This window comes from Paenibacillus sp. BAC0078, assembly GCF_054483875.1.
Window position 1 is genome coordinate 21257 of sequence record NZ_JBTLRW010000006.1, and the last position, 24549, is coordinate 45805.

General features: G+C 52.5%; 19 protein-coding genes. 15 read left to right on the plus strand and 4 right to left on the minus strand.

Going from position 1 to position 24549, the window contains the following annotated elements; all coding sequences use genetic code 11:
- The first annotated feature begins 178 nt into the window (after positions 1–178).
- Positions 179–2425 (plus strand): helix-turn-helix domain-containing protein, encoded by a 2247-nt coding sequence (locus ACX1DY_RS13165; protein WP_458964653.1) that lies wholly within the window; start codon positions 179–181, stop codon positions 2423–2425.
- Between the two features lie 47 nt (positions 2426–2472).
- Here ACX1DY_RS13165 and ACX1DY_RS13170 read toward each other — a convergent pair whose 3' ends face one another.
- Entirely contained in the window at positions 2473–3327 is an 855-nt protein-coding gene (locus ACX1DY_RS13170; RefSeq protein WP_458964654.1) for a LysR family transcriptional regulator, read from the minus strand.
- Positions 3328–3478: 151 nt separating this feature from the next.
- On the opposite strand from ACX1DY_RS13170, the gene ACX1DY_RS13175 reads away from it, so the two are divergent.
- From ACX1DY_RS13175 to ACX1DY_RS13185, 3 genes are all read left to right on the plus strand, one after another.
- The gene (locus ACX1DY_RS13175) at positions 3479–3784 is read left to right on the plus strand and encodes a DUF1330 domain-containing protein (protein ID WP_458964655.1); all 306 of its coding nucleotides are present in this window, start codon (positions 3479–3481) and stop codon (positions 3782–3784) included.
- Positions 3785–3796: 12 nt separating this feature from the next.
- Positions 3797–4591, plus strand: a complete 795-nt coding sequence (locus ACX1DY_RS13180) for an SDR family oxidoreductase (RefSeq protein WP_458964656.1) — start codon at positions 3797–3799, stop codon at positions 4589–4591.
- Between the two features lie 102 nt (positions 4592–4693).
- Positions 4694–5191, plus strand: a complete 498-nt coding sequence (locus tag ACX1DY_RS13185; protein ID WP_458964657.1) for a hypothetical protein — start codon at positions 4694–4696, stop codon at positions 5189–5191.
- Positions 5192–5277: 86 nt separating this feature from the next.
- Here the strand turns inward: ACX1DY_RS13185 and ACX1DY_RS13190 are convergent, their stop codons facing one another.
- A complete protein-coding gene (locus tag ACX1DY_RS13190; RefSeq protein ID WP_458964658.1) occupies positions 5278–6495 on the minus strand; it encodes a sugar efflux transporter in 1218 nt (405 codons plus the stop codon).
- Between the two features lie 120 nt (positions 6496–6615).
- Between ACX1DY_RS13190 and ACX1DY_RS13195 the strand changes: the two genes are divergently transcribed.
- From ACX1DY_RS13195 to ACX1DY_RS13210, 4 genes are all read left to right on the plus strand, one after another.
- Positions 6616–7509 carry a helix-turn-helix domain-containing protein gene (locus tag ACX1DY_RS13195; RefSeq protein WP_458964659.1) on the plus strand — a complete coding sequence of 298 codons (894 nt, stop codon included), beginning with the start codon at positions 6616–6618 and terminating at the stop codon, positions 7507–7509.
- A gap of 180 nt (positions 7510–7689) precedes the next feature.
- Positions 7690–8364 carry a hypothetical protein gene (locus tag ACX1DY_RS13200; protein ID WP_458964660.1) on the plus strand — a complete coding sequence of 225 codons (675 nt, stop codon included), beginning with the start codon at positions 7690–7692 and terminating at the stop codon, positions 8362–8364.
- Positions 8358–8672 carry a hypothetical protein gene (locus tag ACX1DY_RS13205; protein WP_458964661.1) on the plus strand — a complete coding sequence of 105 codons (315 nt, stop codon included), beginning with the start codon at positions 8358–8360 and terminating at the stop codon, positions 8670–8672. The genes ACX1DY_RS13200 and ACX1DY_RS13205 overlap by 7 nt, the downstream gene beginning before the upstream one ends.
- A gap of 115 nt (positions 8673–8787) precedes the next feature.
- A complete protein-coding gene (locus ACX1DY_RS13210; RefSeq protein ID WP_458964662.1) occupies positions 8788–11613 on the plus strand; it encodes a glycoside hydrolase family 3 protein in 2826 nt (941 codons plus the stop codon).
- Between the two features lie 74 nt (positions 11614–11687).
- Here ACX1DY_RS13210 and ACX1DY_RS13215 read toward each other — a convergent pair whose 3' ends face one another.
- Both ACX1DY_RS13215 and ACX1DY_RS13220 read right to left on the minus strand, forming a co-directional pair.
- Positions 11688–12074: a hypothetical protein gene (locus ACX1DY_RS13215; RefSeq protein ID WP_458964663.1), complete on the minus strand. Its 387-nt coding sequence runs from the start codon at positions 12072–12074 to the stop codon at positions 11688–11690.
- 188 nt (positions 12075–12262) lie between these two features.
- Positions 12263–13537 (minus strand): helix-turn-helix domain-containing protein, encoded by a 1275-nt coding sequence (locus ACX1DY_RS13220; RefSeq protein ID WP_458964664.1) that lies wholly within the window; start codon positions 13535–13537, stop codon positions 12263–12265.
- Between the two features lie 115 nt (positions 13538–13652).
- On the opposite strand from ACX1DY_RS13220, the gene ACX1DY_RS13225 reads away from it, so the two are divergent.
- From ACX1DY_RS13225 to ACX1DY_RS13255, 7 genes are all read left to right on the plus strand, one after another.
- A complete protein-coding gene (locus ACX1DY_RS13225) occupies positions 13653–15920 on the plus strand; it encodes a glycoside hydrolase family 3 C-terminal domain-containing protein (protein ID WP_458964665.1) in 2268 nt (755 codons plus the stop codon).
- A gap of 253 nt (positions 15921–16173) precedes the next feature.
- Positions 16174–17532, plus strand: a complete 1359-nt coding sequence (locus tag ACX1DY_RS13230) for a glycoside hydrolase family 30 protein (protein WP_458964666.1) — start codon at positions 16174–16176, stop codon at positions 17530–17532.
- A gap of 202 nt (positions 17533–17734) precedes the next feature.
- Positions 17735–19519 carry a sensor histidine kinase gene (locus ACX1DY_RS13235; protein ID WP_458964667.1) on the plus strand — a complete coding sequence of 595 codons (1785 nt, stop codon included), beginning with the start codon at positions 17735–17737 and terminating at the stop codon, positions 19517–19519.
- Positions 19520–19939: 420 nt separating this feature from the next.
- The gene (locus ACX1DY_RS13240; RefSeq protein WP_458964668.1) at positions 19940–21025 is read left to right on the plus strand and encodes a response regulator transcription factor; all 1086 of its coding nucleotides are present in this window, start codon (positions 19940–19942) and stop codon (positions 21023–21025) included.
- Between the two features lie 79 nt (positions 21026–21104).
- Positions 21105–22415 carry an ABC transporter substrate-binding protein gene (locus tag ACX1DY_RS13245; protein ID WP_458964669.1) on the plus strand — a complete coding sequence of 437 codons (1311 nt, stop codon included), beginning with the start codon at positions 21105–21107 and terminating at the stop codon, positions 22413–22415.
- Positions 22416–22515: 100 nt separating this feature from the next.
- Positions 22516–23400 carry a carbohydrate ABC transporter permease gene (locus ACX1DY_RS13250; protein WP_458964670.1) on the plus strand — a complete coding sequence of 295 codons (885 nt, stop codon included), beginning with the start codon at positions 22516–22518 and terminating at the stop codon, positions 23398–23400.
- The gene (locus tag ACX1DY_RS13255) at positions 23397–24224 is read left to right on the plus strand and encodes a carbohydrate ABC transporter permease (RefSeq protein ID WP_458964671.1); all 828 of its coding nucleotides are present in this window, start codon (positions 23397–23399) and stop codon (positions 24222–24224) included. The genes ACX1DY_RS13250 and ACX1DY_RS13255 overlap by 4 nt, the downstream gene beginning before the upstream one ends.
- Positions 24225–24549: the final 325 nt, after the last annotated feature.

Here is a 24549-nt window from a genome sequence, read left to right on the forward strand (position 1 = left end):
ATAAAAGGACGGAAGTGACGGAGGGGAAGTTTGGATACTTACGGAGCGTCAGCGTCCGGAAGTCCAAACATTCCCCGCAGTTATGACCAGTCCTATTACGAAAGTCTATAGTTCAGCTTATTTAACAGAGCATAGAGGCAGGTCTCGGGTTCAAGTCAAGAGGGCAGGGGGAGTTCATATGAAGCGAAATTGGTCCAGCAGAATGATGTTCTCCTACTTTCCTATTTTTCTGCTGACCGTATCGATTCTCATCTTTCTCTCCTTTCTCATTGTAGGCGAGCTGTCGCGCAGTGAGACCAATAAGGCCAACCGTATCTCTACTGGCTTTGTAGTGGATTCCGTGCAGAATGCCTTGAGTGAAGTGGAGCTGGCGGTGCTGCAGGAGATGGAGACCAATCATGATTACAGTGATTATCTAAGCGGGCTGAGCGACCAGGGCGACCGTACCAGGCTGTACAGCACCGTGAAGGATATGAGAGGGATGCTGTACCGCAATCAGTTGATTGACTCCATCTACATTTACCGGAAGCTCGATGAAAAGGTGCTGACGCTGAACGGCTTGGTGGACAGAGATGTTTTTGCCGACCGGGATTATCTCAAGCAGGCGCTGACCGGGACGGATACTGGACAATGGAGTGAGGTCCGCAAGCTCCAGATGTTCAGCTCGGACCCAACTTCACGTGTGATTAGCATGTATAAGCGGCTGCCGCTGCCGTTCGGCTCCGAGGGTATGATTGTGGTTAATCTCAGCATGTATAGGCTCGAGCGGATGATTGCTGACATGACGAGCGGTCAGGTTTCTTTCATGCAGGTGGTCAATGATCAGGGAGAGCTGGTCTATGCGGCTCACGGGGAGAAGGAAATTCCGCAGGGAAGTGTGCTCACCCGTATCCACATGGACAATATAGGCTGGACCTTCGAGAGTGGCATCCGTGCGGGTGAGCTGTTCGCATGGATGTCGGTGGTTTCTTATATCTGGATTATTATCGGGATTCTGACCGTTATTCTGGGCACACTGTACATCCTGTACATCACCCGCAAAAATTACCGGCCGATCAAAGCGATGATGAACCGGATTCAGGCGCTGCAATTCCGCGAGGAGAGTCTGGATGGCACCTCAAGAAATGAGCTTGTGCTGATCGACCGGGCGCTCGAAACCCTGATTAATCAAACCATGGATTATCAAAAGCAATATGACGAAAATCTGCTGGTGCAGCGACGTCAGTTGTTCCTGGACCTGCTGGAGGGGGAAAGAATCACCTCTCTTGCGGACAGGCTGGAGCGATTCACTCCGTTCACCGGGGATTCGGTGCAATTTGCCTATATCGCAGCCGAAATCAACCACTACGATGATTTCCGCAGAAAATATCCGGCCAAGGATCAGAATCTGCTCAAGCTGACGCTTATGAATCTGTTCCAGGAGCTGGCGGGCGAAGAAGGTCTCCAGGGCTGGGCGGAATGGGTGAGCGGCAACCGGATTGGACTCATTGTCAGCTCTGGAGAGAGCCTCAGCGCGGACAAGCAAGCTCTTCGCGTATTGGCGGAGCGTTGCCTGAGATGGGTCAGTGATAATCTGGGGCTGTCGCTGGCTATTGGCGTAGGACCGGTGGTTGACGGGCTGGAGGCCATTCCTGAATCCTGCTCGGCGGCTGACATGGCCCTGCAGCATAAGCTGTCGCTCGGCAGAGACATGGTTGTGTTGAGTGACAGCCTGCCGGACAGGGCCGCGCTGCAGTCGTACAAATATCTGCAAATGCTCGGTGAAATTGTGCGGGAATTCCGCATTGCGGACGAGAACTGGCGGCACAGGCTGGATGAGCTGTTTCTCTGGTTCAGCGAGGACCAGGTGAAGGATGAGGAGATTCACATGCTGCTTCACACCCTGATCCAGATGCTGGACCGTGAGCTGGGGCAGTTGTCGGACAGTCTGAAAAGAATCTTCAGCGAGCCGAGCCTGCGGGGTTATTACAGTGAGATCGAAGCGGAAACAACTTTGTCGCAGGTACATGCCGTCATGCTGAAATGGCTCGCAGAAATTTACCGGATTTATGTATCCGTCAATGAGTCCAAAAGCTACCGCGCGATGATCAGTGAGATGAAGATATATATAGAAGAAAATTTTGCTAACCCTGACTTATCGCTCAAGCATCTAAGCGACCGGTTTCAGATTTCGGGCAAATATGCCAGCCATCTCTTCAAAGAGGAATTTGATATGAAGTTCGTGGATTTCCTGACCCAGCTGCGGATGCAGCGGGCGGAATATTTGCTCGCGACAACCAGCGATAATCTGCAGGATATCGCCCAGCAGCTTGGTTATGCCAACTCTATCACCTTCGGGCGGGTGTTCAAGCGGGTGGTTGGGGTCACACCTGGAGATTACCGCAAGCTGAAGCTGAATCCGGGAGAGCAGGAAGAGGGCGAATAGAGTACTAAGGGACGCACGGGAGCTGCCTTTGCTGAAATAACAGGAGCTTATCGCTGGTCAATAAAATCAATAAATTGTTTGGCCGCTGCCGGAAGGTAGCGGTCTTTTCGCCATTTCAGGCCAATCTCCCATTCCCAGCCTTCCTCGGTGATCGGAATCCAGGCGAGCCCCTCCAACATCAGCCCCGGTGTTTGCGGGAGGACGGATACGCCGAGCCCTGCCTTGATGAAGCCGGCTACTGTAACCAGATCCTCGGCATCGTAGGTGGAGGCGAGCTGAAACCCGGTATTTTCGAAGCGGGCGGTGATGGTGGCCTTTAAGCCGCAGTTCTTTTTGAGACCGACAAAAGGCTCGCCGGACAAGCGGGTTAGGCTGAGGGAGGACTGCCCGGCAAAGGGGTGCTGGGCAGAAACCACGATATATAAAGGAACTTTCAGGATCGTCAGCCATTCGTGCTTCATAATTGTGGACTCCTTGGAGGTGATCATCAGATCGGAGCTGCCCTGGTCAAAATGCTCATCCAGATCGCCAAGATTACCCTGAAATAATTCAAAACGGACCTTGGGGTGGTCCTGCTTATACTCTTTGACAAGGCTGGGAACCAGATCTACGCCTAAAATATTCAGATAGGAGATAGATATAACGCCAGTATCGGGATCGGACCACTCCCGGATCTCCTGCATGCCGCCTTCAATACTCCGCAGAGCCTCTTCTACCCGCTTGGCGAACTGTATCCCGTAACGGTTGAGCCGGATATTCCGTCCGCCCCGGTCAAACAACGGCAGCCCCAATTCATCCTCCAGCTTGGAAATCGCATGGCTTAAAGCGGGCTGGGTCAGGTTAAGGGCCTTGGAAGCCTTAGTCATATGCTGAAGCTTGGCGACTGTAATGAAATATTCCAATTGTGTGAGTTCCAGGAGAAACCCCTCCATTTTATATGAATAATAATAATCAATAATATGAATAAGATAAATTATACTTATGTAAAAGCGGATTGTAAAATAACACTGTACCTGCCAAGCAGACAATACAGCACAGGAATGGAGGGGCGCAATGAGCGCATATGTCATTTTTATTCGTGAGCAGAGCCTTGACCCGGAGGAGCTTCGTATCTATTCGCAAAAAGCGCCTGGAGGTCTGGCGGGGCATCCCGTAACCCCGCTTGCGGTGTATGGAACCTATGAAGTGATCGAAGGCCCTGCTGTTGAAGGAGCGGCCATTCTTGAGTTCCCGAGCTTCGAAGAAGCCAAGGTCTGGTATTACAGTCCCGCTTATCAGGATGCGGTGCAGCATCGGCTGAGGGGCGGGACCTACCGCGGGATTATTGTTGAAGGCGTGTCCCCAGCAGCAAAATCATAGGAGGAATCAGAAATGGCCGTAATCTATAAGGACCCAGCGCATGAATTTGCAGGAAAAAGAGTACTGGTAACCGGCGGTACCCGGGGAATGGGGGAAGCCATCGCCAAACGGCTGGCAGGCAGCGGAGCAACCGTGATGACCACTGCCCGCACCCGGCCAGCCGATCTGCCGGAGCCGGAGCTGTTCGTGCAAGCGGATATTGCCACACCAGAAGGGGTGGAGAAGGTTATCCATGGGGTGAGGGAAGTGCTTGGCGGCATTGATATTCTGGTCAACAATGTGGGAGGGTCCAGCACACCCCCTGGTGGAGCGCTTGTCCTGACCGATGAAGACTGGCTCCAAGCCTTGAACTGGAATCTGCTTGCCGCCGTCCGCTTGGACCGCGGGCTGCTGCCGATGATGCTGGAGCAGGGCTCCGGAGCCATCGTTCATATCTCCTCGATACAGAGACGTCTGCCGCTATATGAAACTACACTGGCCTATGCTGCCGCCAAAGCAGCCCTGACCAACTACAGCAAAGGCTTGTCCAATGAATTCTCGCCGCGCGGCATCCGCATTAACACAGTGGCGCCGGGCTTCATTCAGACCGAGGCGGCGGACGCGATGATTGACCGGATCGCCCAGGCCACAGGAAGCCGGGAAGCTGCATTGAAGGAGCTGATGGATTCACTGGGCGGCATTCCCCTTGGCCGTCCGGGACTGCCGGAGGAGGTCGGCGAGCTGGTGGCGTTCCTCGTTTCCGACCGGGCCGCTTCCATTACTGGTAGTGAATATGTGATTGACGGCGGGACGATTCCGACGGTGTAAAGGAGCTATTCACTCATTCAATAATTCAGCCGATGATATACTTGGAATATACTGGTTGTTCAAGGCTGGTTATTGAGAAGGCTCTGAAAGTAGGGAAGTAGTATGAAACGATCAGATAAGGTTATTTCGGGCGGTATTCTTATTATTCTTTGCATAATTTGCTTTGGAGTGGGCCGTGACGTTTTTAAAGAATTAGATGAGAAGCTATCCGGCCACTCCAGTGTGCCTGTAAGTGTTTCGATTATGTTTGTTGTTTTGTTAATTGGCATTGGGATAACACTGGGGTTTTTGTTAGAGGGGTCAGCCAGAATCAGTACAGTAATTATGACGTGGCCAGGAGTCCAGCTTATTGCTATGGCCGGATTTCTTATCCTAAGCAGAGTATGGGACCCTTTTATTATCGTGGCATTCGCCCCTCTTTTATGGTTGCCGATAAATCTGATTGGTGAGGGGATATCCATTGGGTTCCTGATCACCAGATTGTTTATTAGGAAAGATGCAGACATGAATTTCCTCTTAGTGGTGATTATCAATTTACTCATTATCAGTCTTGTTGTTTTTGAAATATCCAGTGAGAGAAGGGCAGAGCTCTTTATGTAAGTAAGTCAAAAACAAGCCTCCATCCGGCTTTGCCGATAATGGACGCTTGTTTTTTTTACCCATGATTTCATTGCAGATTCCTGCTGTTATATGATGCTGGCAGAGTGGCCTGCCTGTTCTGCGGATGAACGGCGGGGGATTACCAGCAAACCCAGAGCGACAGCAATCAGCAGCAGACAGCCCCAGTAGGCGTTACGGTATCCGAACCATTGCGCTGCCGCCCCTCCCAGCAGGTTGCCTGCCAGTCTTCCGATGGTGGTTGAGTTCGTGAAAAGCGTTGAAGCATATCCCGGCAAATCCGGGAGCAGGTCCTGAATATAGCTGATGCCGATAGCGGAAATGACGGCTACAAAAAAGGCCAGCAGCACCTGCCCGGCAATAATCTGCCATAGAGCTGTTGAGGTAAGCACTACTATGTAATAGACGATACCCAGCACGCTTCCCCAGATCATGAGCAGGCGGGCGGAATATTTGGCGGATAACAGGCCCAAGACAAGCATCAACGGAATCTCAAGCAGCGCACATATACTGGATAGTGAGGCGACATTCTGCGTGTTGCCTCCAAGTGTATTGGTGATGAACAGCGAAATATTTAAATTGTTCATCCATTGCCCTGAATATAACAGTGTCACCACGAGAGAAGGGATAAGCACTCTGGGGTTCTGATGCAGCTTGACCGGCTGGCGCGGGCTGCTGGCTGTTGGCCGCTGAACGGCGGCAGGGCTTTTTACAAAGCCAAGCATCAAAAACGCATTTAGAAGAAATACCAGCGTAGTGCTCATAAAGATGCCCTGAAAGTCGAAATGAGCAATGAGAATCGAGCCGATCAGCGGACCGGCGATGAAGCCTAAGGAAAACATCGAGCGAAGAAATGAATTGGCAAAAGCATGATCGGCGGACCGGCTGGCATTAACTGCCTCGCGCGCACTGGCGAACAGCTGCGGCATAGCCGGAGCGCCGATGGCTGTGAATACGGTCATATAAAGCAGCAGCCAATAAAAATCATGAATAAACAGGTAACCGGCAAAAGCTAGCGCATTAAAAAACATGGAAGCAACCATTAACTTTTTGCGGTTCAGGCCGCTGTCGGAGCGCTTGGCAATCGCCATGCTGAGCCACACGCCGCTTACGATAGTCACTGCGGTGAAGACACCGAATGTTCCGGCGGAGACACCCAGCTCTGTGGTAAAATACACTGCCAAAAAGGGTGCGCTAATGGAGATTGCCATTCCTTGCAGCAGCATGCAGGCCATAAAAACAGGATAGCTTGGAATCAGCAAAAGATTGCGGGTTCGATTCAACATAACGTGAGAGACTCCTTCAGGTACAGCTTGCGGCTATATCTTTTATTTGATTATAGTATAGATAATTATCGGTGTTTACAGAATGTTTTATCTGCTTGAATACCTCTACTATTTGGCTGGATGGTGATAAGCTTGGACTTGAGGCTGCATGCCTGTGCGTATTCTTTTCATACTCTTCCGTTTAAAACTTCCTTTAAGCCGCCTCCCTTTTTTCTGCTTCGCCTGCAGGTGGTAGGCAGTTGCCGGGCACTGGTGAACGGGAAAATGAAGCTCATAGAACCCGGTGATCTGCTGATTTACCGCCCTGGGGAGCCTTATCATTTAGAGGTAGGGACAATGGACGGGAGACTTGAGAGCGGCGATTATTTTATGCTCTGCGAAGGCTCATGGATTGAAGACTGGTGGAAGGCGAAACCCCGGCCGATTCAGCAAAAAATTCATCTGGACGCCGGCATGCTGAGCTTATGGCAGCAGCTCAACATCGAGCATCACCGGCGTGTGCAGGACAATTCTGAGCTGATCCGTCATCTGCTCTGCGCCTTATGTTTGTCGCTCGACCGTCTGCCGGTGGATTCCGGCTCTCGTGAGGATGACCAGGGCCATTCTAACGAAATAGTGATGCTGATGCGGCGGTATATCAATGAGCATGCGCTGCGCCCGCTGCGGGTAAAGGATGTTGCCGAGGCTGCAGGACTTAGCGTGTCCCGGGCGGTGCATCTTTTTAAAGAGCTGACGGGTTATACTATTATTCACTATGCGCAGGAAATCCGGTTGTCGAACGCCCTGGAGCAGATTCGCTATACCGACCTTGGGCTGGAAAACATCGCCGGGAGCTGCGGGTTCGGCACGTATTCCTATTTTCACAAGGTGTTCAAGGCGAGGTACGGGTTATCCCCCAGCGAGGTCCGCAGCCGTCCGCTTGAGCCTGGTCTGGAGGGGGCTTTTGCCACTGCCAGCGGCGCAGTGAACCGCGCCAACCTATCGCCGGATGCGCGGAGGTTTTTGACGAGTTGAGTGACGCTGGACTGAAATCTCTATGTGAGACAAACAATTCAGGACGTACGTAAACTAATTTATTGACAGCCGCTGTCCGTTATACCTATACTAATTTCCAAATAGGACGAAGCACGTCCCGTACTCATGCTTACATGGGTGCGGGATTTTTTTGTGCCCAAAGGAAGGGGATTGTATATTATGGGATTTCAAGAAGAGTACAGTAGATGGCTTGAGTATCATGCGAAGCGAAGAAAGGGCGAACGCCGGGATAGGCTGGAACGGGGACATGGCCATGGAGAGCGGATGTTTCTGGAGCAGGTGTGGTGGCCGATGATGGGGTCCCTGCAGGATTTGCACCCAGAATATGAGGTCGTGGACTTTCGGGGCCGGCCGTATTTTGTTGACTTTGTCTGGAAGCCGGGACAGGTGAAATTTGCATTTGAAGTGAAGGGATACGGGCCCCATGTGCAAAATATGGATCGCCGCCGTTACCGTCAGGAGCTTAACCGGGAAACTTTCCTGCAAATTGCCGGCTTTCGGGTAGCAGCGATTCCTTATGATGACCTTGAAGATACCCCGCAGCTTACGATTTCGCTGATGAGGTCACTATTGGCCCCGTTTCTAAGCGTGAAGCACACAGTGGAATCATTTACTCGTCTGGAACGCGAGATCATCCGGCTTGCGGTCTCCAGGGATGGAGTAATCCGCCCCGTTGATCTGGTCAAGGAGCTTGGAGTCAACCTGCGGACGGTTCGAAATGCGCTGCAGTCGCTGTCTGCAAAAGGCAGGGTCCGGCCTGTGCCAACGAATAGCGGCAAGAGGGTCTGCCGTTATGAGGTTATTCATTCATTCTCGGACGACCAGCTATGGTGAGCGAAGTGTGCGGGATGTCCATGAATAACGGCAAAAATGCCGTTGTTGAAGTCGCCGCGAGTGGGATGCCCTGTAACAACGGCAGAAATGCCGTTGTTGGACCCGCCGCGAGCGATATGCCCTGGAACAACGGCAGAAATGCCGTTGTTGAAGCTTGCGCGGCCGGAATGGCCTGGAACAACGGCAGAAATGCCGTTGTTGAAGCCGCCACGGCCGGAATGGCCGGGAACAACGGCAAAAATGCCGTTGTTGTCCCGCCCCCCCGGAGCTCTCGTCCCCAGACCCAGCTCGCCACCGCAAATCTCTAATTTTGAACTGATTTTTCTGTCAATTGTGCTGGTGTCGCTCCTGGAGGGAATCTTTTATGATGGAAAAGATAATCTGAAACCGTTGTCATAGAGAACAAAAGGAGTGTCTACTTGAATGGAAACAGCAATATATCCTTTTCAACAAATGGAGCTGCAGCTGAATGAACGCGTTCAGGACCTGCTATCCAGATTAACGCTGGATGAGAAGGCAAGCCTGATGCCACAATATCAAGCAGCCATCGAGCGTCTTGGAATCGGCGGCTACAAGCACGGTACGGAGGGAGCGCATGGCATTTCCTGGCTGGGCAAAGCGACCTCTTTTCCACAGCCTAGCGGTCTCGCTTGCACCTGGAACACGGAGCTGCTGCACAAGATTGGTGCGGCGATCGGTGACGAAGCCAGAGCTTTTTACCGGAAAAATCCTACAGTTAACGGCCTCACGCTTTGGGCGCCTACAGTAGATATGGAGCGCGACCCGCGCTGGGGAAGAACGGAAGAGGCTTACGGCGAAGACCCTGCATTAACTGGCCGTCTTAGCACCGCGCTCGTCAAGGGGATTCAAGGGGATCATCCCAAATATTTGAAAGCGGTAGCAACGCTGAAGCATTTTCTCGGCAACAACAACGAGATTAACCGTGGAGTGGATTCATCCAGCATTGATCCGCGCAATATGCGCGAGTATTATCTTGAGGCGTTCAAGCCTGCCTTCAAGGAAGGCGGCGCGCAGTCGATGATGACCGCCTACAACTCGGTGAACGGTGTACCGGTGATTTTGCATCCGGCGGTTATGGAGATTGTGAAGGGCGAATGGGAAATGGATGGCTTTATTGTAAGCGATGCCGGGGATTTGTTCGGGATTGTGAAGGACCATAAGTATTATGAATCGTTCGCCCAGTCTATGGCTGAATCCATCCAGAACGGCATCGACAGTGTGACTGAAGAGACGGAAGAGACGATTAAGGTTATTCATCAGGCGCTGAATGAGGGTCATCTTACCGAAGCGGATCTCGACCGTGCGCTCTTCAATACCTTCCGGGTCCGTTTCCGTCTGGGCGAGTTCGATCCGGAGGAAGGCAATCCGTATGCAGCTATCGACGATTCCGTAATTCTCAGCAAGGAGCACAGCGAGCTGTCGCTGGAAGCGGCGAAGCAGTCTATTGTACTGCTTAAGAATGACAATGCCACCCTCCCGCTCAGCAAAACAAAGCTGTCCAAAGTGGCGCTCATCGGACCGCTGGCGGATGAAGCCTTCAGAGACTGGTATTCCGGCACTTTGGCATATGGCGTTACGCCTTTGCAGGGGGTACGCAAGAAGCTTGCCGGGAAGCAGGTAGCTTTTGAGAGCGGTGATGACCGGATTATTCTGACATCGGCGGCAAACGGCAAAGCCGTGGGAATGACCGGCGAGGATGGCAGGCTGGCTGTGCTGTATGATGCACTTGAGCGCGGGGAGATGTTCCGCCATACGGCTTGGGGCTGGACAGCCCATACGCTGGAGGCGACCAGCCGGGGACAGTATGTTACGCTGAGCGATGCCGATACCCTGACAGCCTCTGCAGATGAAATCTATGGCTGGTACGTGAAGGAATCGCTGAATCTGGTGCCGGAAGCTGACGGCGCTGTAAGTCTGCGGACCTGGAATGACAAGCTGATCTCTATTGATGCAGAGGACGGGACGCTCCGGGTTGGCGCAGAGGATGCCAGCGCTGAAGAACGTTCCTTCCGCAAAAATACAGTCGTGAGCGGCATAGAAGCTGCGGTTGCTACCGCTAAGGCTGCTGAAGTCGCAGTTGTATTCGTAGGCAACCATCCGCTGCTGAACGGCAAGGAAGAAATCGACAGACCGGATATTGTGCTGCCGGAAGAGCAGGAGCGTCTGGTCAAAGCGGTACACGCAGCCAATCCGAATACGGTAGTAGTGATTGTGGGCAGCTATCCGATTTCTTCCACCTGGATTGACGAGAATATTCCGGCGGTGCTGTATACCTCCCACAGCGGACAGGAGCTGGGCAACGCGGTAGCAGATGTGCTGTTCGGCGACTATAGCCCGTCAGGCAAGCTGAATATGACCTGGTACCGTTCCGTGGAGCAGCTTCCTGATCTGATGGATTACGATATTATCAAAGGCAAACGGACCTACATGTACTTTGACGGCGAGCCGCTGTATCCGTTCGGGCATGGCCTGAGCTACACGAAGGTTGCCTACAGCAATCTGTCACTGGCAGACAAGGAACTGAAGCAGGACGGAAAGATTCAACTGTCGGTCCAGATTGAAAATACCGGTGATACCGCCGGAGACGAGGTCGTTCAGTTCTATGTGCATGCCTTGTCCTCGCGGGTTAAGCGTCCGCTGAAGCAACTGAAGGGTTTTGAAAAGCTTCATCTCGCCGTCGGTCAAAAGCAGACGGTAACCTTTACGCTGCCGGTGGCCGAGCTGGCCTTCTGGGATGTGACACGGGAACAATACTGTGTGGAGACCGGTGAATACGAGCTGATGATTGGCCGCTCCTCAAGCGACATCCAGTTGACCGGCAAGGTATACGTTCATGGAGAGACGATTCCTGCGCGTAACCTCTATCAAGAGGTCAAAGCAGAGAACTATGACGATTATGAAAAAGTATATCTGGATGAATGCAAGGCGGGCGGCGCATCCATTCATCCGGTAGCGGACGGGGCCTGGATCGCCTTCAAGGATGTGCAGTTTGACAAGGGCGCGACAGTGTTCCAGGGGCTTGTGTCCTCCGCGAAAGGCGGCAGCATCGAGATCAGAACCGGAGGTCCATCAGGAAAAATGGCGGGTACGCTTGAGATTCCGTCAGGCGGCGGGCTGCAGGAGTGGAAGAGTCTGACCGTTCTTGTGGGCATCGGAGCCGGGAATACGGACGTCTATCTGAGCTTTACCGGCGAGGTTCTGCTTAGCCGCTTCAAATTCAGCGTGTAGAATAACTTTTCGCAAAATAAAAATGCCCCGTACCCTCAGATTATTCAGACGATACGGAGCATTTTGCTCCGAATTTAATCCCCGCCTCCGCCGCCACCGCCGGAATCCCCGCCGCCAAAACCGCCGCCATCATGACCACCCCCGCCATAGCCGCCGCTGTCATGACCGCCGTGGCTGTGTCCGCCGCCATCCCAGCCGCCGTGACTGCCATGGCCGCTGCCCCAGCTGCTGCCGCCACTGCTATGGCCGTGATGCCCGTTGCTTCCATCATGATGATTGCCGGAGTGAGGCTTGTGATTGTCGTCCGCAGTGAAATCCATCCCGGCACCGGTATAGAAAAAACTGTCTGCGGAATCATTCCTGTACCTTCCGCTTCTGCGCTTTTTGTTGCTGTTATCTTTTACAACGGCTTGAACGACGATGTAGACAATCACTCCAATAAAAATGATGCCAATCCCCAATAGTATCACTCCTAAAAGTTTTGTTAGCCAAATACACCTTCGATTTACTTCGACAAAACTTGCTTCGGAAGCATAGACTTAGTTTTGTTAGCCTAATCTTCTTCGATTTACTCCGTACAAAACTAAATTCCGTTCTATAGAATTGTACCATATTATTGAAGCCTTGGGGCATTCTGAACCGCTGCTCCTTAGATGGTTATGCCCCGGTCTTGCCGGAACTGCTTGGGCGTCATGCCGGTATATTTTTTGAACACTTTGGTAAAATAGCTCTGGTCGTTGAAATGGAGCCGGGTGGCGATATCCGACAGAGTGATGCCCGGCAGCTCCATCAGGCGCTTGGCCTCCTCAATCCGTTCCCGCTGGATGTAATCGCTGACGGCAATGCCGGTCTCCTTCTTGAACTGCTGGGAGAGGTAGCTGGCGTTAAGTCCGGCGACCCCGGCAAGCGTACCCAGCGTAAGCTCTTCATACAAATGGTTAAAAATATAATTCTGGCACAGCGCGGACGTGCGGGAGAGCTTCGACCTGCGGTTGTCCTTCACATGATCGGCAAAATCGCAGAGTGCGGCAAGCTGGGCGCGTTCCACAGCCGGAATATCCGTCAGCTCTTCGATGTGCTGAATATGAAAGTCGCTCAGTGTGTAGGCGATTTCCCAGAACAGCCCTCCTTCAATCGCGGCGCGGGTCGCAAGTGTAATTGAGGAGATGGTGAGATTTTTTTTGCTGCGGAGCTGGCTTTTCTTGGAGAGACGTCCAAATTGCTCTTCGGAAAAGGTGGCATGGGTCCGCAGCAGCTCGGCTTTATTCCCATTGCGGATGTGCCGGAACAGCTCGCGCTCCAGCATCGGGTCATGGTGCAGCCAGATGTTTTCGCGCCGGTAGGACAGGTTAAGATCACTACCTTCTTCGGGAAGCTGCATGGGAGGGGCGGACTGTGATTGCAGCAGCAGCTCGCTGAGGGATAAGGCTTGGCCTGTAACTAGCGTATGCAGCAGCATAGCGGCATGATACAGCCGCATCCGGTCCAGCACGGGCAGCCCTTGATAATAGCGAAGCCAGCCTTCCTGCCGTCCCGGCGGAATGTTATGGTCGTGCAGCAGGCTTGCCGCATTCCCGCTGGTGAAGGGGGCGAACAGTGAAGGCCCGACGATGATGGCCCCGGCCTGCTTCAGCTCTCCGGCAAGCGGGAGCACGATGAGATTTTCCAGGTAAGCCGTGGTGTGGATGAGTGGAAGGGCTGCTCCCGTTTTATTGTTGCTGATAGGAATGGCTTGAATATGCTCTGTTATTTCGGCAAGCAGTCCTTTGCCGCCTTCAACCGGAGGCCGGTCCTCGAACGGCTGCGGCAGCAAGCCCTTGGCTTCACCCTCTGCATCCAGCCAAATGGCCGGAACCCGGCAGGACTCAGACATTAGTCTGCAGATATACGGTATTCTCTCATTATCCGCTATATTATCAAGCATGGCTCTTTTGGCTCCGATCCACAATGAAAATACCAGACATACAATGATAATGCCATAAATCGCTGGGGAAGTATATTAGAATGGAGAAAAGTAAGCACTTTCAAGGAGGCCCATAATGAAGACTGACATTCACAACCTGATCTCGCAAATGACGCTTGAAGAGAAAGCCGGACTCTGCTCCGGACTGGATTTCTGGCATACCAAAGGTATTGAACGGTTGGGTATTCCCTCATTGATGGTCACGGACGGTCCGCATGGCCTGCGCAAGCAGGCAGAGAGCGCAGACCATCTTGGACTCCATAACAGTGTGCCGGCTACTTGTTTTCCATCTGCGGCAGGCTTGGCTTCTACCTGGAACCGGGAGCTGATCGGCCGGGTAGGCGAAGCGCTAGGCAGAGAATGCCAGGCGGAGGATGTATCCATCCTGCTCGGACCAGGTGCGAATATCAAGCGCTCACCGCTGAACGGGCGCAATTTTGAATATTTTTCGGAAGATCCGTATTTGTCCTCCGAAATGGCCGCGAACCATATCAAGGGTGTGCAGAGCCAGGGCGTGGGCACGTCGCTGAAGCATTTTGCCGCCAATAACCAGGAGCACCGCCGTATGTCTACGGACGCTGTAATTGATGAGCGCACGCTGCGGGAAATTTATCTGGCGAGCTTTGAAGGGGCAGTGAAGAAGAGTCAGCCGTGGAGTGTCATGTGCTCTTACAACCGCGTTAATGGTGAATACGCTTCGGAAAGCGAAACGCTGCTGACCCGGATTCTCCGTGATGAATGGGGCTTTGAAGGTTTCGTGGTGTCTGACTGGGGTGCGGTCAATGAGCGGGTAAAGGCGCTGCAGGCCGGGCTGGAGCTGGAAATGCCGTCCAGCGGCGGCATCGGCGACGCCAAAATCGTAGCCGCCGTGAACAGCGGCGAGCTGTCGATGGAAACGCTGGATTTGGCTGTGGAACGGGTGTTGTCCTATGTTTTCAAAAGTGTGGAGAACCGCCGGGAGCAGGCGGCAGTTGATCCCGATCAGCATCACCGTCTGGCCCGAGAAGTGGCCCGTGAGAGCATGGTGCTGCTTAAGAACGAAGACCATATACTGCCGCTTGCCAAAAAAGGCACGCTGGCTGTCATCGGTGAGTTCGCCAAGAAGCCACGTTATCAGGGTGGAGGCAGCTCGCACGTAAATCCAACCAGGTTGGATGATGCTTTTGCCGAACTGCAGTCGGTGGCGGGAGATGCTGCAAGCTTCCTGTACGCGCAGGGCTATGAGCTTGACAGCGATGGGATCAATGAGGCGCTGCTGCAGGAAGCGCGGGAAACAGCGGCCAAAGCAGATGCTGCCGTACTGTTCCTTGGCTTGCCGGACCGCTATGAGTCGGAGGGCTATGACCGCAGCCATTTGTCGCTGCCGGAGAGCCATATCGCGCTGATCGGCGCGGTCGCTGAAGTTCAGGAGAATGTTATCGTCGTGCTGAGCAACGGCTCTCCCGTGATTATGCCCTGGATCGGCAAAACCAAAGCGATTCTGGAGGGCTATCTGGGTGGTCAGGCCTTCGGTGGAGCTGTTGCCGATCTGCTCTTCGGAGAGGTGAGTCCAAGCGGCAAGCTGGCCGAGACATTCCCGGTGAAGCTGAGCGACAATCCGTCATTCCTGAACTTCCCGGGCGAAGGTGACAAGGTGGAGTATAAGGAAGGTCTGTTCGTCGGCTACCGCTATTATGATAAAAAAGAAATCGAGCCGCTGTTCCCGTTCGGCTTCGGTCTGAGCTACACCGAATTCGAGTACAGCGGGCTGAAGCTGGATAAAACCAGCATCAACGATACGGAAACCGTGCATGTTAGCGTAACCGTGAAGAATACCGGCACCCGGACCGGCCAGGAAATCGTGCAGCTTTATGTCAGCGATGTGCAGAGCAGTGTCATTCGTCCGCTGCAGGAGCTGAAGGGCTTCCAGAAGGTGGAGCTGCAGCCCGGAGAAGCGCGGGAGGTTTCTTTTACACTGGATAAACGTTCCTTTGCCTATTACAATGTGGAGCTTAGCGATTGGCATGTGGAGAGCGGCGGCTTCCATATTTCTGTCGGGTCCTCTTCACGCGATATCCGGCTGAGTGCTTCACTTGAAGTGAGCTCCAGCACCGAAATTGCAGTACGCTTCCACCGCAACACAACAGTCGGCGACCTGCTGGATAATCCGCTTACGGCAGAGAAGGCGAAGAAATACAGCAGTATTTTTGGGCTGGAGAGTGCGATGGAGGATAACCCGGACATGTTCATCGCGATGATGAAATACATGCCGCTGCGGGCGATGATCGGCTTTGGGCAGGGCAAATATACCGAGGCTGATTTGGCTCAGGATTTGCGGGAGCTGAACGCGCTGGTGGCGAAGTAGATTTTCTTGGAAACAGGCAGTATTTTCGGATTAGTTCATGCAAAAGCAGCGATTCCCATTTACGGATGGCTGCTTTTGCATTTTTTGCAGATATGTAAGGTTAAAAAAGTCCAATCCCGGATTGCCGGATTGTCCAATTCACCTGATCTCAATCTCAAGTTATAATGAAAGCGCAACCATTCGGTGTCTATTTCCATTTCAATTGATTGAGCAATAAAATTATAAAAAAATACAGCAATGGAGGTTTCACAATATGTCTACACTAAAGCTTAATTGGTTCTCCAGCACGGAGCAGTCGCCCTGGACTGAACGTGACGTGCCGGAGGCGCAAGCTCCCGGAACAGAGAACACTGCGGCGGCGAACCTGACGTTTACAGGCGACACCTATCAAACGCTGGAAGGCTTCGGCGGGTGCTTCAATGAGCTGGGCTTTGCCGCACTGGGTCATCTCCCGGATGATGAACGGGCCAAAGTGATGCATAATTTGTTCCATCCCGAGGGAGAGCAGCGCTTCAGCATTTGCCGCCTGCCAATCGGGGCCAGTGATTATGCGCTGGACTGGTACAGCCTGAACGAAACGGATGGCGACTACGCCATGGAGCATTTCTCTATTGAACGCGACCGGAAGCTGCTGATTCCTTATATCAAGGAAGCTCTGGCGCTGAACCCGGAGCTTAAATTATTCGCTTCTCCCTGGAGCCCACCGACTTGGATGAAGTTCCCAAAGGCTTATAATTACGGCACGCTCCGCTGGGAGCCGGAGATACTTGCCGCTTACGCGCTGTACTTCGTGAAGTTCGTTGAAGCGTACCGGGCAGAGGGGATCACCATTCACCAGGTGCATGTACAGAATGAAGTGGTTGCTGATCAGAAATTCCCGTCCTGTGTCTGGACCGGGGAGCAGCTGAGAATTTTTATCCGCGATTATCTTGGTCCGGCCTTTGAAGAGCATGGACTGGAGACCGAAATCTGGCTGGGCACCATCAACGCCCCGGAGCCGTGGGATGAATGGCTGAAGAAGAAATCGAGTGATCATGACGCTTTTGCCGGAGTGGTGCTGGGTGATCCTGAAGCGTACAAATACGTCAAGGGCGTTGGCTACCAATGGGCCGGCAAGCATGCAATTCAGCGGACGGCGCAGAGCTACCCGGAGCTGCGGTACATGCAGACGGAGAATGAATGCGGCGACGGCGAGAACACCTGGTTCTATGCCAAGTATATTTTTGGACTGTATCAGCATTATTTCACGAACGGTGTAAACGCCTATATTTACTGGAATATGGCGCTTGAGCCGAAAGGGCGCAGTACCTGGGGCTGGGAGCAGAACTCCATGCTGACCATTGAACCCTCAACGAGACAAGCCATTAACAATCCAGAATACTATGTGATGAAGCATTTCTCCCGCTTTGCTGTTCCAGGTTCGGTAAGAGTAGGGCTGAAGGGGCCTTGGACCGGACATGCGATTGCGTTCCGTACGCCGGAGGACGAAATGGTAGTCGTCATTGCCAACCCTTACAAAGAAGCGCGGATGCTGCACCTGAACAGCGGATCAGATCAGTATTCTTGTCAGCTTGAGGCAGAATCCTTTCATACCTTTGTGCTTGGTAAATAAGCATTATTCTCTTGAAACTAACGTCCGGCTTGCGGGACGTTAGTTTTTTGCTGCAAATATGCTGCACGCTGCAGGCTATCCTTCTATACTTAGAGAACGGAAGCGGTTTCTTTTAGAGGAAGGCGAGGCCGGTTCTGTTACTATTAATCTGCTCTGCCTTGGGTAAACTACGGCAAGAGAAACAAGGAGGCTGGGGCGCGTTATGCTTGCCAAATGGATGATGAAGCTGTCCGGTCCTTTCCGGCGCAGTATCCGCAATAAGCTCATTTTGACGATGATTCTTCTAGCCACCCTTCCCATTGTGGCAATAACGGGGCTTGCTGCCGAGAACAGCCGCCGCTCGATGGAGACCGAAGTCATTAACACGAATCTCTCCAATATGAAATGGACAGGCATTTATTTGGGCGACCAGTTCGCCCAGCTTAACAATCTGATCTACACAGTGATGATCAGTCCGCACTTAAGCGATTATCTGGCAAGCGCCGAAGAGCCGAATCTGTCCAGCCAGTTCACTGCACAGCGGAATATTATTGATACCTTAACGAATCTGTTCTACTCGGCCGGAAATCATGTGGTCGGGGTGGAGATGTATTTGAAGGAATACAACAAGCTGTTCACTGTCAATGCCTCAAGGAATGATATCCAATCACCGGCAGTTGTTCCGGCTCCCTATAAGCAGCTGTTCGACCAGGACAAGGACTTCATGATCACCACGGACAGCAGTGACGGGACCAAGTTCCAGCTCATCCGCAGCATTAACCGTTTTGAGAATCAGGAGAAGCTGGGCGGCATTTCATTGGCGATCCGCTGGGGGATGCTTGACCAGACGCTGAACCTCCTGGGAAGGGGGAACGACCATACGGTATTTATCGCCGGGGCTGACGGCAAGGTGCTGTATCAGCCCTGGGGCAGCGCTCCGTCTTCCCGAACCTTGTCCCGTATCGCTGACACCAGCGAGACTCAGGGATATTTTCGCAGCGACCATGAATATGTGTTCTACAATACCATTGATCCCGTGGGCCTCAAGCTGGTCACCGTCATCCCGGACAGCTTCATTAATCAGAGTGCAATGGCGACCATGAACTTCGGCTTGATTGTAGGCGCTGTCTCCATAGGTGTGGCGGTCCTGCTTGCCGTCGTTCTCGCCTGGCGGCTGGCTACGCCAATCGTCAGTCTTGCCCGTTCCATTCAGGGCTTCGGCATGATGAAGGATCGGGGTGTGCGCCATAGCAACCGTGTGGATGAGATCGGCCTCTTGGAGACGAAGCTGGATCAAATGTCGCACCGCATCCGCGAGCATATCCGCACGGAATATATGATCAGCCTGGAGAAGAAGAGCAGCGAGCTTAAGGCGCTGCAGGCGCAGATCAATCCGCATTTCCTGCAAAATACACTGCAGATGATTGGTAGCATGCTGTTCAAGAACAGTCCGGCAGAGAGCTACGACGTGCTGCGCTCGTTAAGCGATATGTTCCGCTATATCATCCGCGAGCCGGAGGATCTTGCGCCGCTGCGGGCGGAGCTGAACCATTTGAACAACTACATGCAGATCCAGCAGCAGCGCTTTACCGCCCGGCTGGACTACAGGCCCCAGGTGGATGAAGGAACGCTGAACAGCTTAATTCCGAAGCTTAGCCTGCAGCCCATTGTGGAAAATGCTTTTTTTCATGGCCTGGAGCGCCAGGAGGGCCCTTGGGAACTGGAGGTCAAAGTGAGCCGCGCCGGTGAGGACACGGTTATTGTTATCCGCGACAACGGAGTGGGCATTGAGCCGGACAGGCTTGCCGAGCTGCAGCGCAGGCTTACGAGCCGCAGCGGGAAGCTGTGGACGTATGGCGAGCGGATCGGGCTGAGCAATGTCGCTTCGCGGATTCATCTGCATTTTGGCGGCAGGTACGGCATCTCCGTCGAGAGCAAGGAAGGCCAGGGAACTACGATAACCGTGAGAATTCCACTTGAAATAACAAACAAAAAATTGAGTTTGTGATTTATTTAAATTCGGGCAGAAGTGGCGGAGTGGAAGTTTGGAACTGTAGGAGCGATAGCGTCCGCCTTTATGGTTGGATTTCTACCGCGAACAGCGGTACAAATCAGGAAATCCAACCATAACAGCGGCCGGAAGTCCAAACATTCCACGCAGTCACGACCGAGCCCACTTTAAATAACAAACAAAAAATTGAGTTTGTGATTTTTTAAAATTCGGGCAGAAGTGGCGGAGTGGAAGTTTGGAACTGTAGGAGCGATAGCGTCCGCCTTTATGGTTGGATTTCTACCGCGAATAGAGGTTCAAAATCAGGAAATCCAACCATAACAGCGGCCGGAAGTCCAAACATTCCACGCAGTCACGACCGAGCCCGAATTTGAGAACTCCCAAACTCAACTTACACCCCCCGAAAGGATGAACGCCATGATAAAAGTGCTGCTGGTGGACGACGAAAGCTGGAACCGGGATATTGTGCGGACGTTCGGCTCCTGGGAGGAGCATGGGATGGAGATTGCCGGCGAAGCCGAGGACGGACGGGAGGCGCTGCGCCTGACAGACGAGCTGTCCCCGCAGATCGTCATTACCGACATGCGCATGCCCGGCGCGGATGGCGTCATGCTGATGAATAATCTTCATGAGAGCTACCCTGAGATCAAGGTCATCGTGGTCAGCGGCTATGATGATTTCAAATATGCCCAGAATGCCATCCGGTATGGGGCCGTGGATTATTTGCTGAAGCCGATTGACCCTAAGGAGCTGAACGCTGTGCTGGATAAATGCCGGAGGGAGCTGCAGGAGGCTGGGCGGGAGCAGAGTGCATACGCGCTGGATATTGATGTGTCGCTGTGCCTCTCTTCCTATAAACAGCTAATGCGGGTGCATTTCAACGAATTGAATGCCGAGGGAGTAAATTCGGTTCTGGAAGGGGTACGCAGAGAACTGGAGCTTGGGGGAGCCAAAGGACCTGGAGCACTCCGGCAGGCGGCAAGCGAGATGCTGCTGCTGCTGAAGGAGCTGATGCGGGGGAACCGGCTGGAGGATGAACTGCTGAAGGCGGAAATATCTCATGAAGCACTTACTTCAGCGGCGAATGTCGAGGCGTATCTGAAGGCGCTCTATGGGGGCAGCCTTGAGCTGCTGATCGGGCAGCGCAAATTCAAGAATAAGCTGAACCTTGAAGAGGTGAGGCAGTATATCGACGGGCATTTTGCCGAGGCGGTGACGCTGGAGGGACTGGCGCGGGCTTTTTTTGTCAGCAAGGAATATTTAAGCAAGGTGTTCAAGCTGGAATACGGCTGCAACGTTACGGACTACATTCTCGGGCTGCGTATGGATAAGGCGAAGGAGTGGCTGGCTGATGAGAATATTCCAATCAAGACGGTCGCCGAGCTTGCCGGGTACGAGGATGTAGGCTATTTCTACAGAGTGTTCAAAAAGCATTACGGCGTCGCTCCGGGTGAAATGCGCAAGCAAAGCTCCAGTTTAAAAATGTCCAACTCCGAAGGGTAATTCCGTCCAATTAAACGCTTTCATAATCAAGGTACAATGAAAGCGTAAACAAAACATAGACATTGGGAGGTCTTACAGCATGAAAAAGATGAACAAAGGTCTACTCTGCACATTCCTCGCCGCTACTCTGCTTGCAGGCTGCAGCAGCAACAGCGGTGGCGGCAACGAAGCCGCTTCAACCGGAGAAAATACAGGCAGCGGCAGCGCTGCCGCCAAAAGTGTAACACTCAAAATGTTCATCGCACAGCCCCGCTTCAAGGAGCAATACGATAACTATATCGCTGAGTTTGTGAAGAAGGAAAAGACTGACAAGAACATCGACGTCTCGGTGCAGCTCGAAATGCCTACGGCGGACAACGCCTCGCAAATACTGAAGACACGGCTTGCTTCTAATGACGCGCCCGATATTTTCGCCATTCATGCCGTTAACGAAATCCCATCCTACTATAAAGCCGGATATTTGGAGGATCTGAGCAGCCAGCCGTTTGTCGGCAAGCTCCTTGATAGCGTGAAGCCTTCAGTGACCACTACAGACGGTAAGGTTGTGGCGCTGCCGCTGGAAACTCTCTCCTGGGGATATCTGTACAATAAGAAAATTTTCAGTGAGCAGGGACTGACTCCGCCTACAACTCTGACAGAAATGAAGACGGTCATTGAGAAGCTCAAAGCTAAAAAAATCACCCCATTCGTACTCTCCTATAAAGAGTCCTGGATTCCGCAGCTGGTGCTGCCGCTCGCCGTGGGCGGGATGATGAAGACAAAAGATCCTGAGTTCGTGAACAAAATGAACAAGGATGAAGGCTCCTTTACGGAAATGAAATCGGCGATCTTCGACGTGTTCGATCTGATCAACGCTAACGGTACGGAAAAAGCGACCGAGGTCGGCGGCGATGACGGCGCGGCAGCCTTTGCTGCAGGCAAAGGAGCTATGTGGCTGATGGGCCCTTGGTATGCTGAAACAATCCTGAAATCGAATCCTGATCTGGACTTCGGCGTAGCTCCGCTGCCAATCAACGATGATGCCAATGCAACCTTGATCAATCTCAGCGCTTCGACATCGCTTGCCGTATCGCCAACCAGCAAGAACAAAGAAGTAGCGCTTGATTTCCTGAACTATGTGCTGGACGATCAGGCCTCCAATGCCTTTTTCCAATCACTCAAATTCAACCCGGTATCCACGGTCCACACCTATGAAAGCTATCCTTGGATCACTGAGGCTACCACCTATGTAAAAGCGGGCAAATCCGTGCAGGACCCGGCTATTCCGCAATCGGTCAAGGATGAAGTGGGCAAGGGGCTGCAGGCGTATTATGCCGGACAAATGTCGCAGGATGATGTTCTGAAGGCGCTCGACAAAGCTTGGAAGTCCTACAACAAAGTAAACAAATAAGCTGCGGCAGACTGCCAGGGATGGAAGAACAGAGGGGAACCCCAGCTTCGTCCATCCCTGTTTGCTGCTGCCCACATCATGGAGGAGAGGAGCGGTTACTGTGCCGATTAAGAGATACAAAAATGTTCTTTCACTGCTTGCTTTCGTCGCGCCCGCATTTATTATCTACTTATTGTTTCTGATGATTCCCACGATTGGCGGTATGTATTACAGCTTTACGGACTGGAATGGACTGAATCCCAACTATTCCTTCATTGGCCTCGGCAACTTCATTGAAGCGCTGCGTGATGACCCGGATTTCGTGAATTCTCTGTTGTTTACGTTAAAATATGTACTGTTCATGATCGTTCTGCAAAATGTATTCGCGCTTGTGCTTGCTGTGTTCATTGAGACGAAGACCCGAACCAAGGGCTTCTTCCGTACGATTTTCTTCATGCCAAATATGATCAGTACCATTATCAGCGCCTTCATGTGGACCTTCGTGTTCTCTCAAGTGCTGCCGCAAATTGCCGAAAAAACAGCCATGTCCTTCCTGGACCAGCTGTGGATCGGAGATCCTAAGGTATCCTTCTATTCGATCATAATCGTATCGCTGTGGAATGGTGTCGGCTATATGATGATTATATATCTGGCCGCCCTGCAGGGTGTGCCGCAAAGTCTTAAGGAAGCCGCTGTCATTGACGGCGCAAGCCCGTTCCAGACCTTCCGCAAGGTGACGCTGCCGATGATTACGCATGCGGTGACCATTTGCTTCTTCCTTACGCTTAACGGAGCGTTCAAGGTATTCGAGGCGGTGTACGGCTTGACCGGCGGCGGTCCGGGACGCAGTACGCAGGTAATCACGATGAATATTTATGAAGAGGCGTTCTCCAACAACTTCCGTTACGGCTACGCCAGCGCCAAATCGGTCATTCTGTTCGTGATTATTCTGCTCTTCACCTTCATCCAGATTGGTGTCATGAAACGAAAAGAGGTGGAAGCATGAGACTAAGAAAAGGGGCCTCGTTATTTATTACCCTGTTTCTCTGTGTCGGCGCGGTAATTTCCTTCTTCCCGATCTATCTGGCGATCATTAATTCGGTGAAAACCCAAGGGGAAATGTTCGCATCCTTCATGGCGCTGCCGACCAAGCTGCATTTCGAGAACTACAGCCAGGCCTTTGATAAAATCAATCTGCTGCACAGCACGGTGAACTCAGTGATTGTATCCGTGATCGGCATCGGCGGCATCATCTTCTGTGCGGCCCTGGCCGGCTACAAGCTGTCCCGGACCTCCGGCAAGCTGAGTGCTGCTATCTTCTCGCTGTTCATCGCTTCGATGCTGGTGCCGTTCCATTCAATCATGATTCCGCTGACCCGGATGGCCAAAGCGCTGCATGTCAGCGGCAGCACCTACGGCTTGGCCCTGATTTATATCGGCCTTGGTGTGAATATGGCGATTTTCCTGTATCATGGATTTGTGAAATCCATTCCCCGCGAGCTGGAGGAGGCGGCGCGCATTGACGGCTGCGGCGAGTTCCAGACCTTTTTCCGGATTATCTTCCCGCTGCTGGTGCCGATTACGGTCACGATTGCGATTCTTGATTTTCTGTGGATCTGGAATGACTTCCTGCTGCCGCTGCTGATGCTTACGGACTCCAACAACTATACCCTGATCCTGTCAACGAACACGCTCTTCGGGGAATACAACAAGGAATGGTCGCTTATCCTGGCGGCGCTGGTGCTGACCGCGCTTCCCGTCATCATCATCTACGGCTTCTTCCAGAAGTTCATTATGCAGGGGATTGCTGAGGGCGCAATTAAAGGTTGAGTTTAAGGTAAACCTCAAGATTATGAATAGGGTTAAGTCGTACTGCGGGGACTGTTTGGACTTTCGGCCGCTGTTGGCGGACGCTGCGCTCCTACAGTTCCAAACGTCCCCTCCGTACTTCTACCCTATTTTTTTATTTTAGAGTTCACCTTATATGGGTGGTGAGCAGGGGCTTCAATCAGAATAACGGCAGAAATGCCGTTGTTGGAGCGAGGAAAGGGAAGTGAGGAAATTCCATCTCAGGTACATGGCAATAGGGTAAATGCTTCCGAAACCAGTTATTCCTGAAACTTTTAGCGCAGGGGTTTAAAAAAATCCGTAAGCG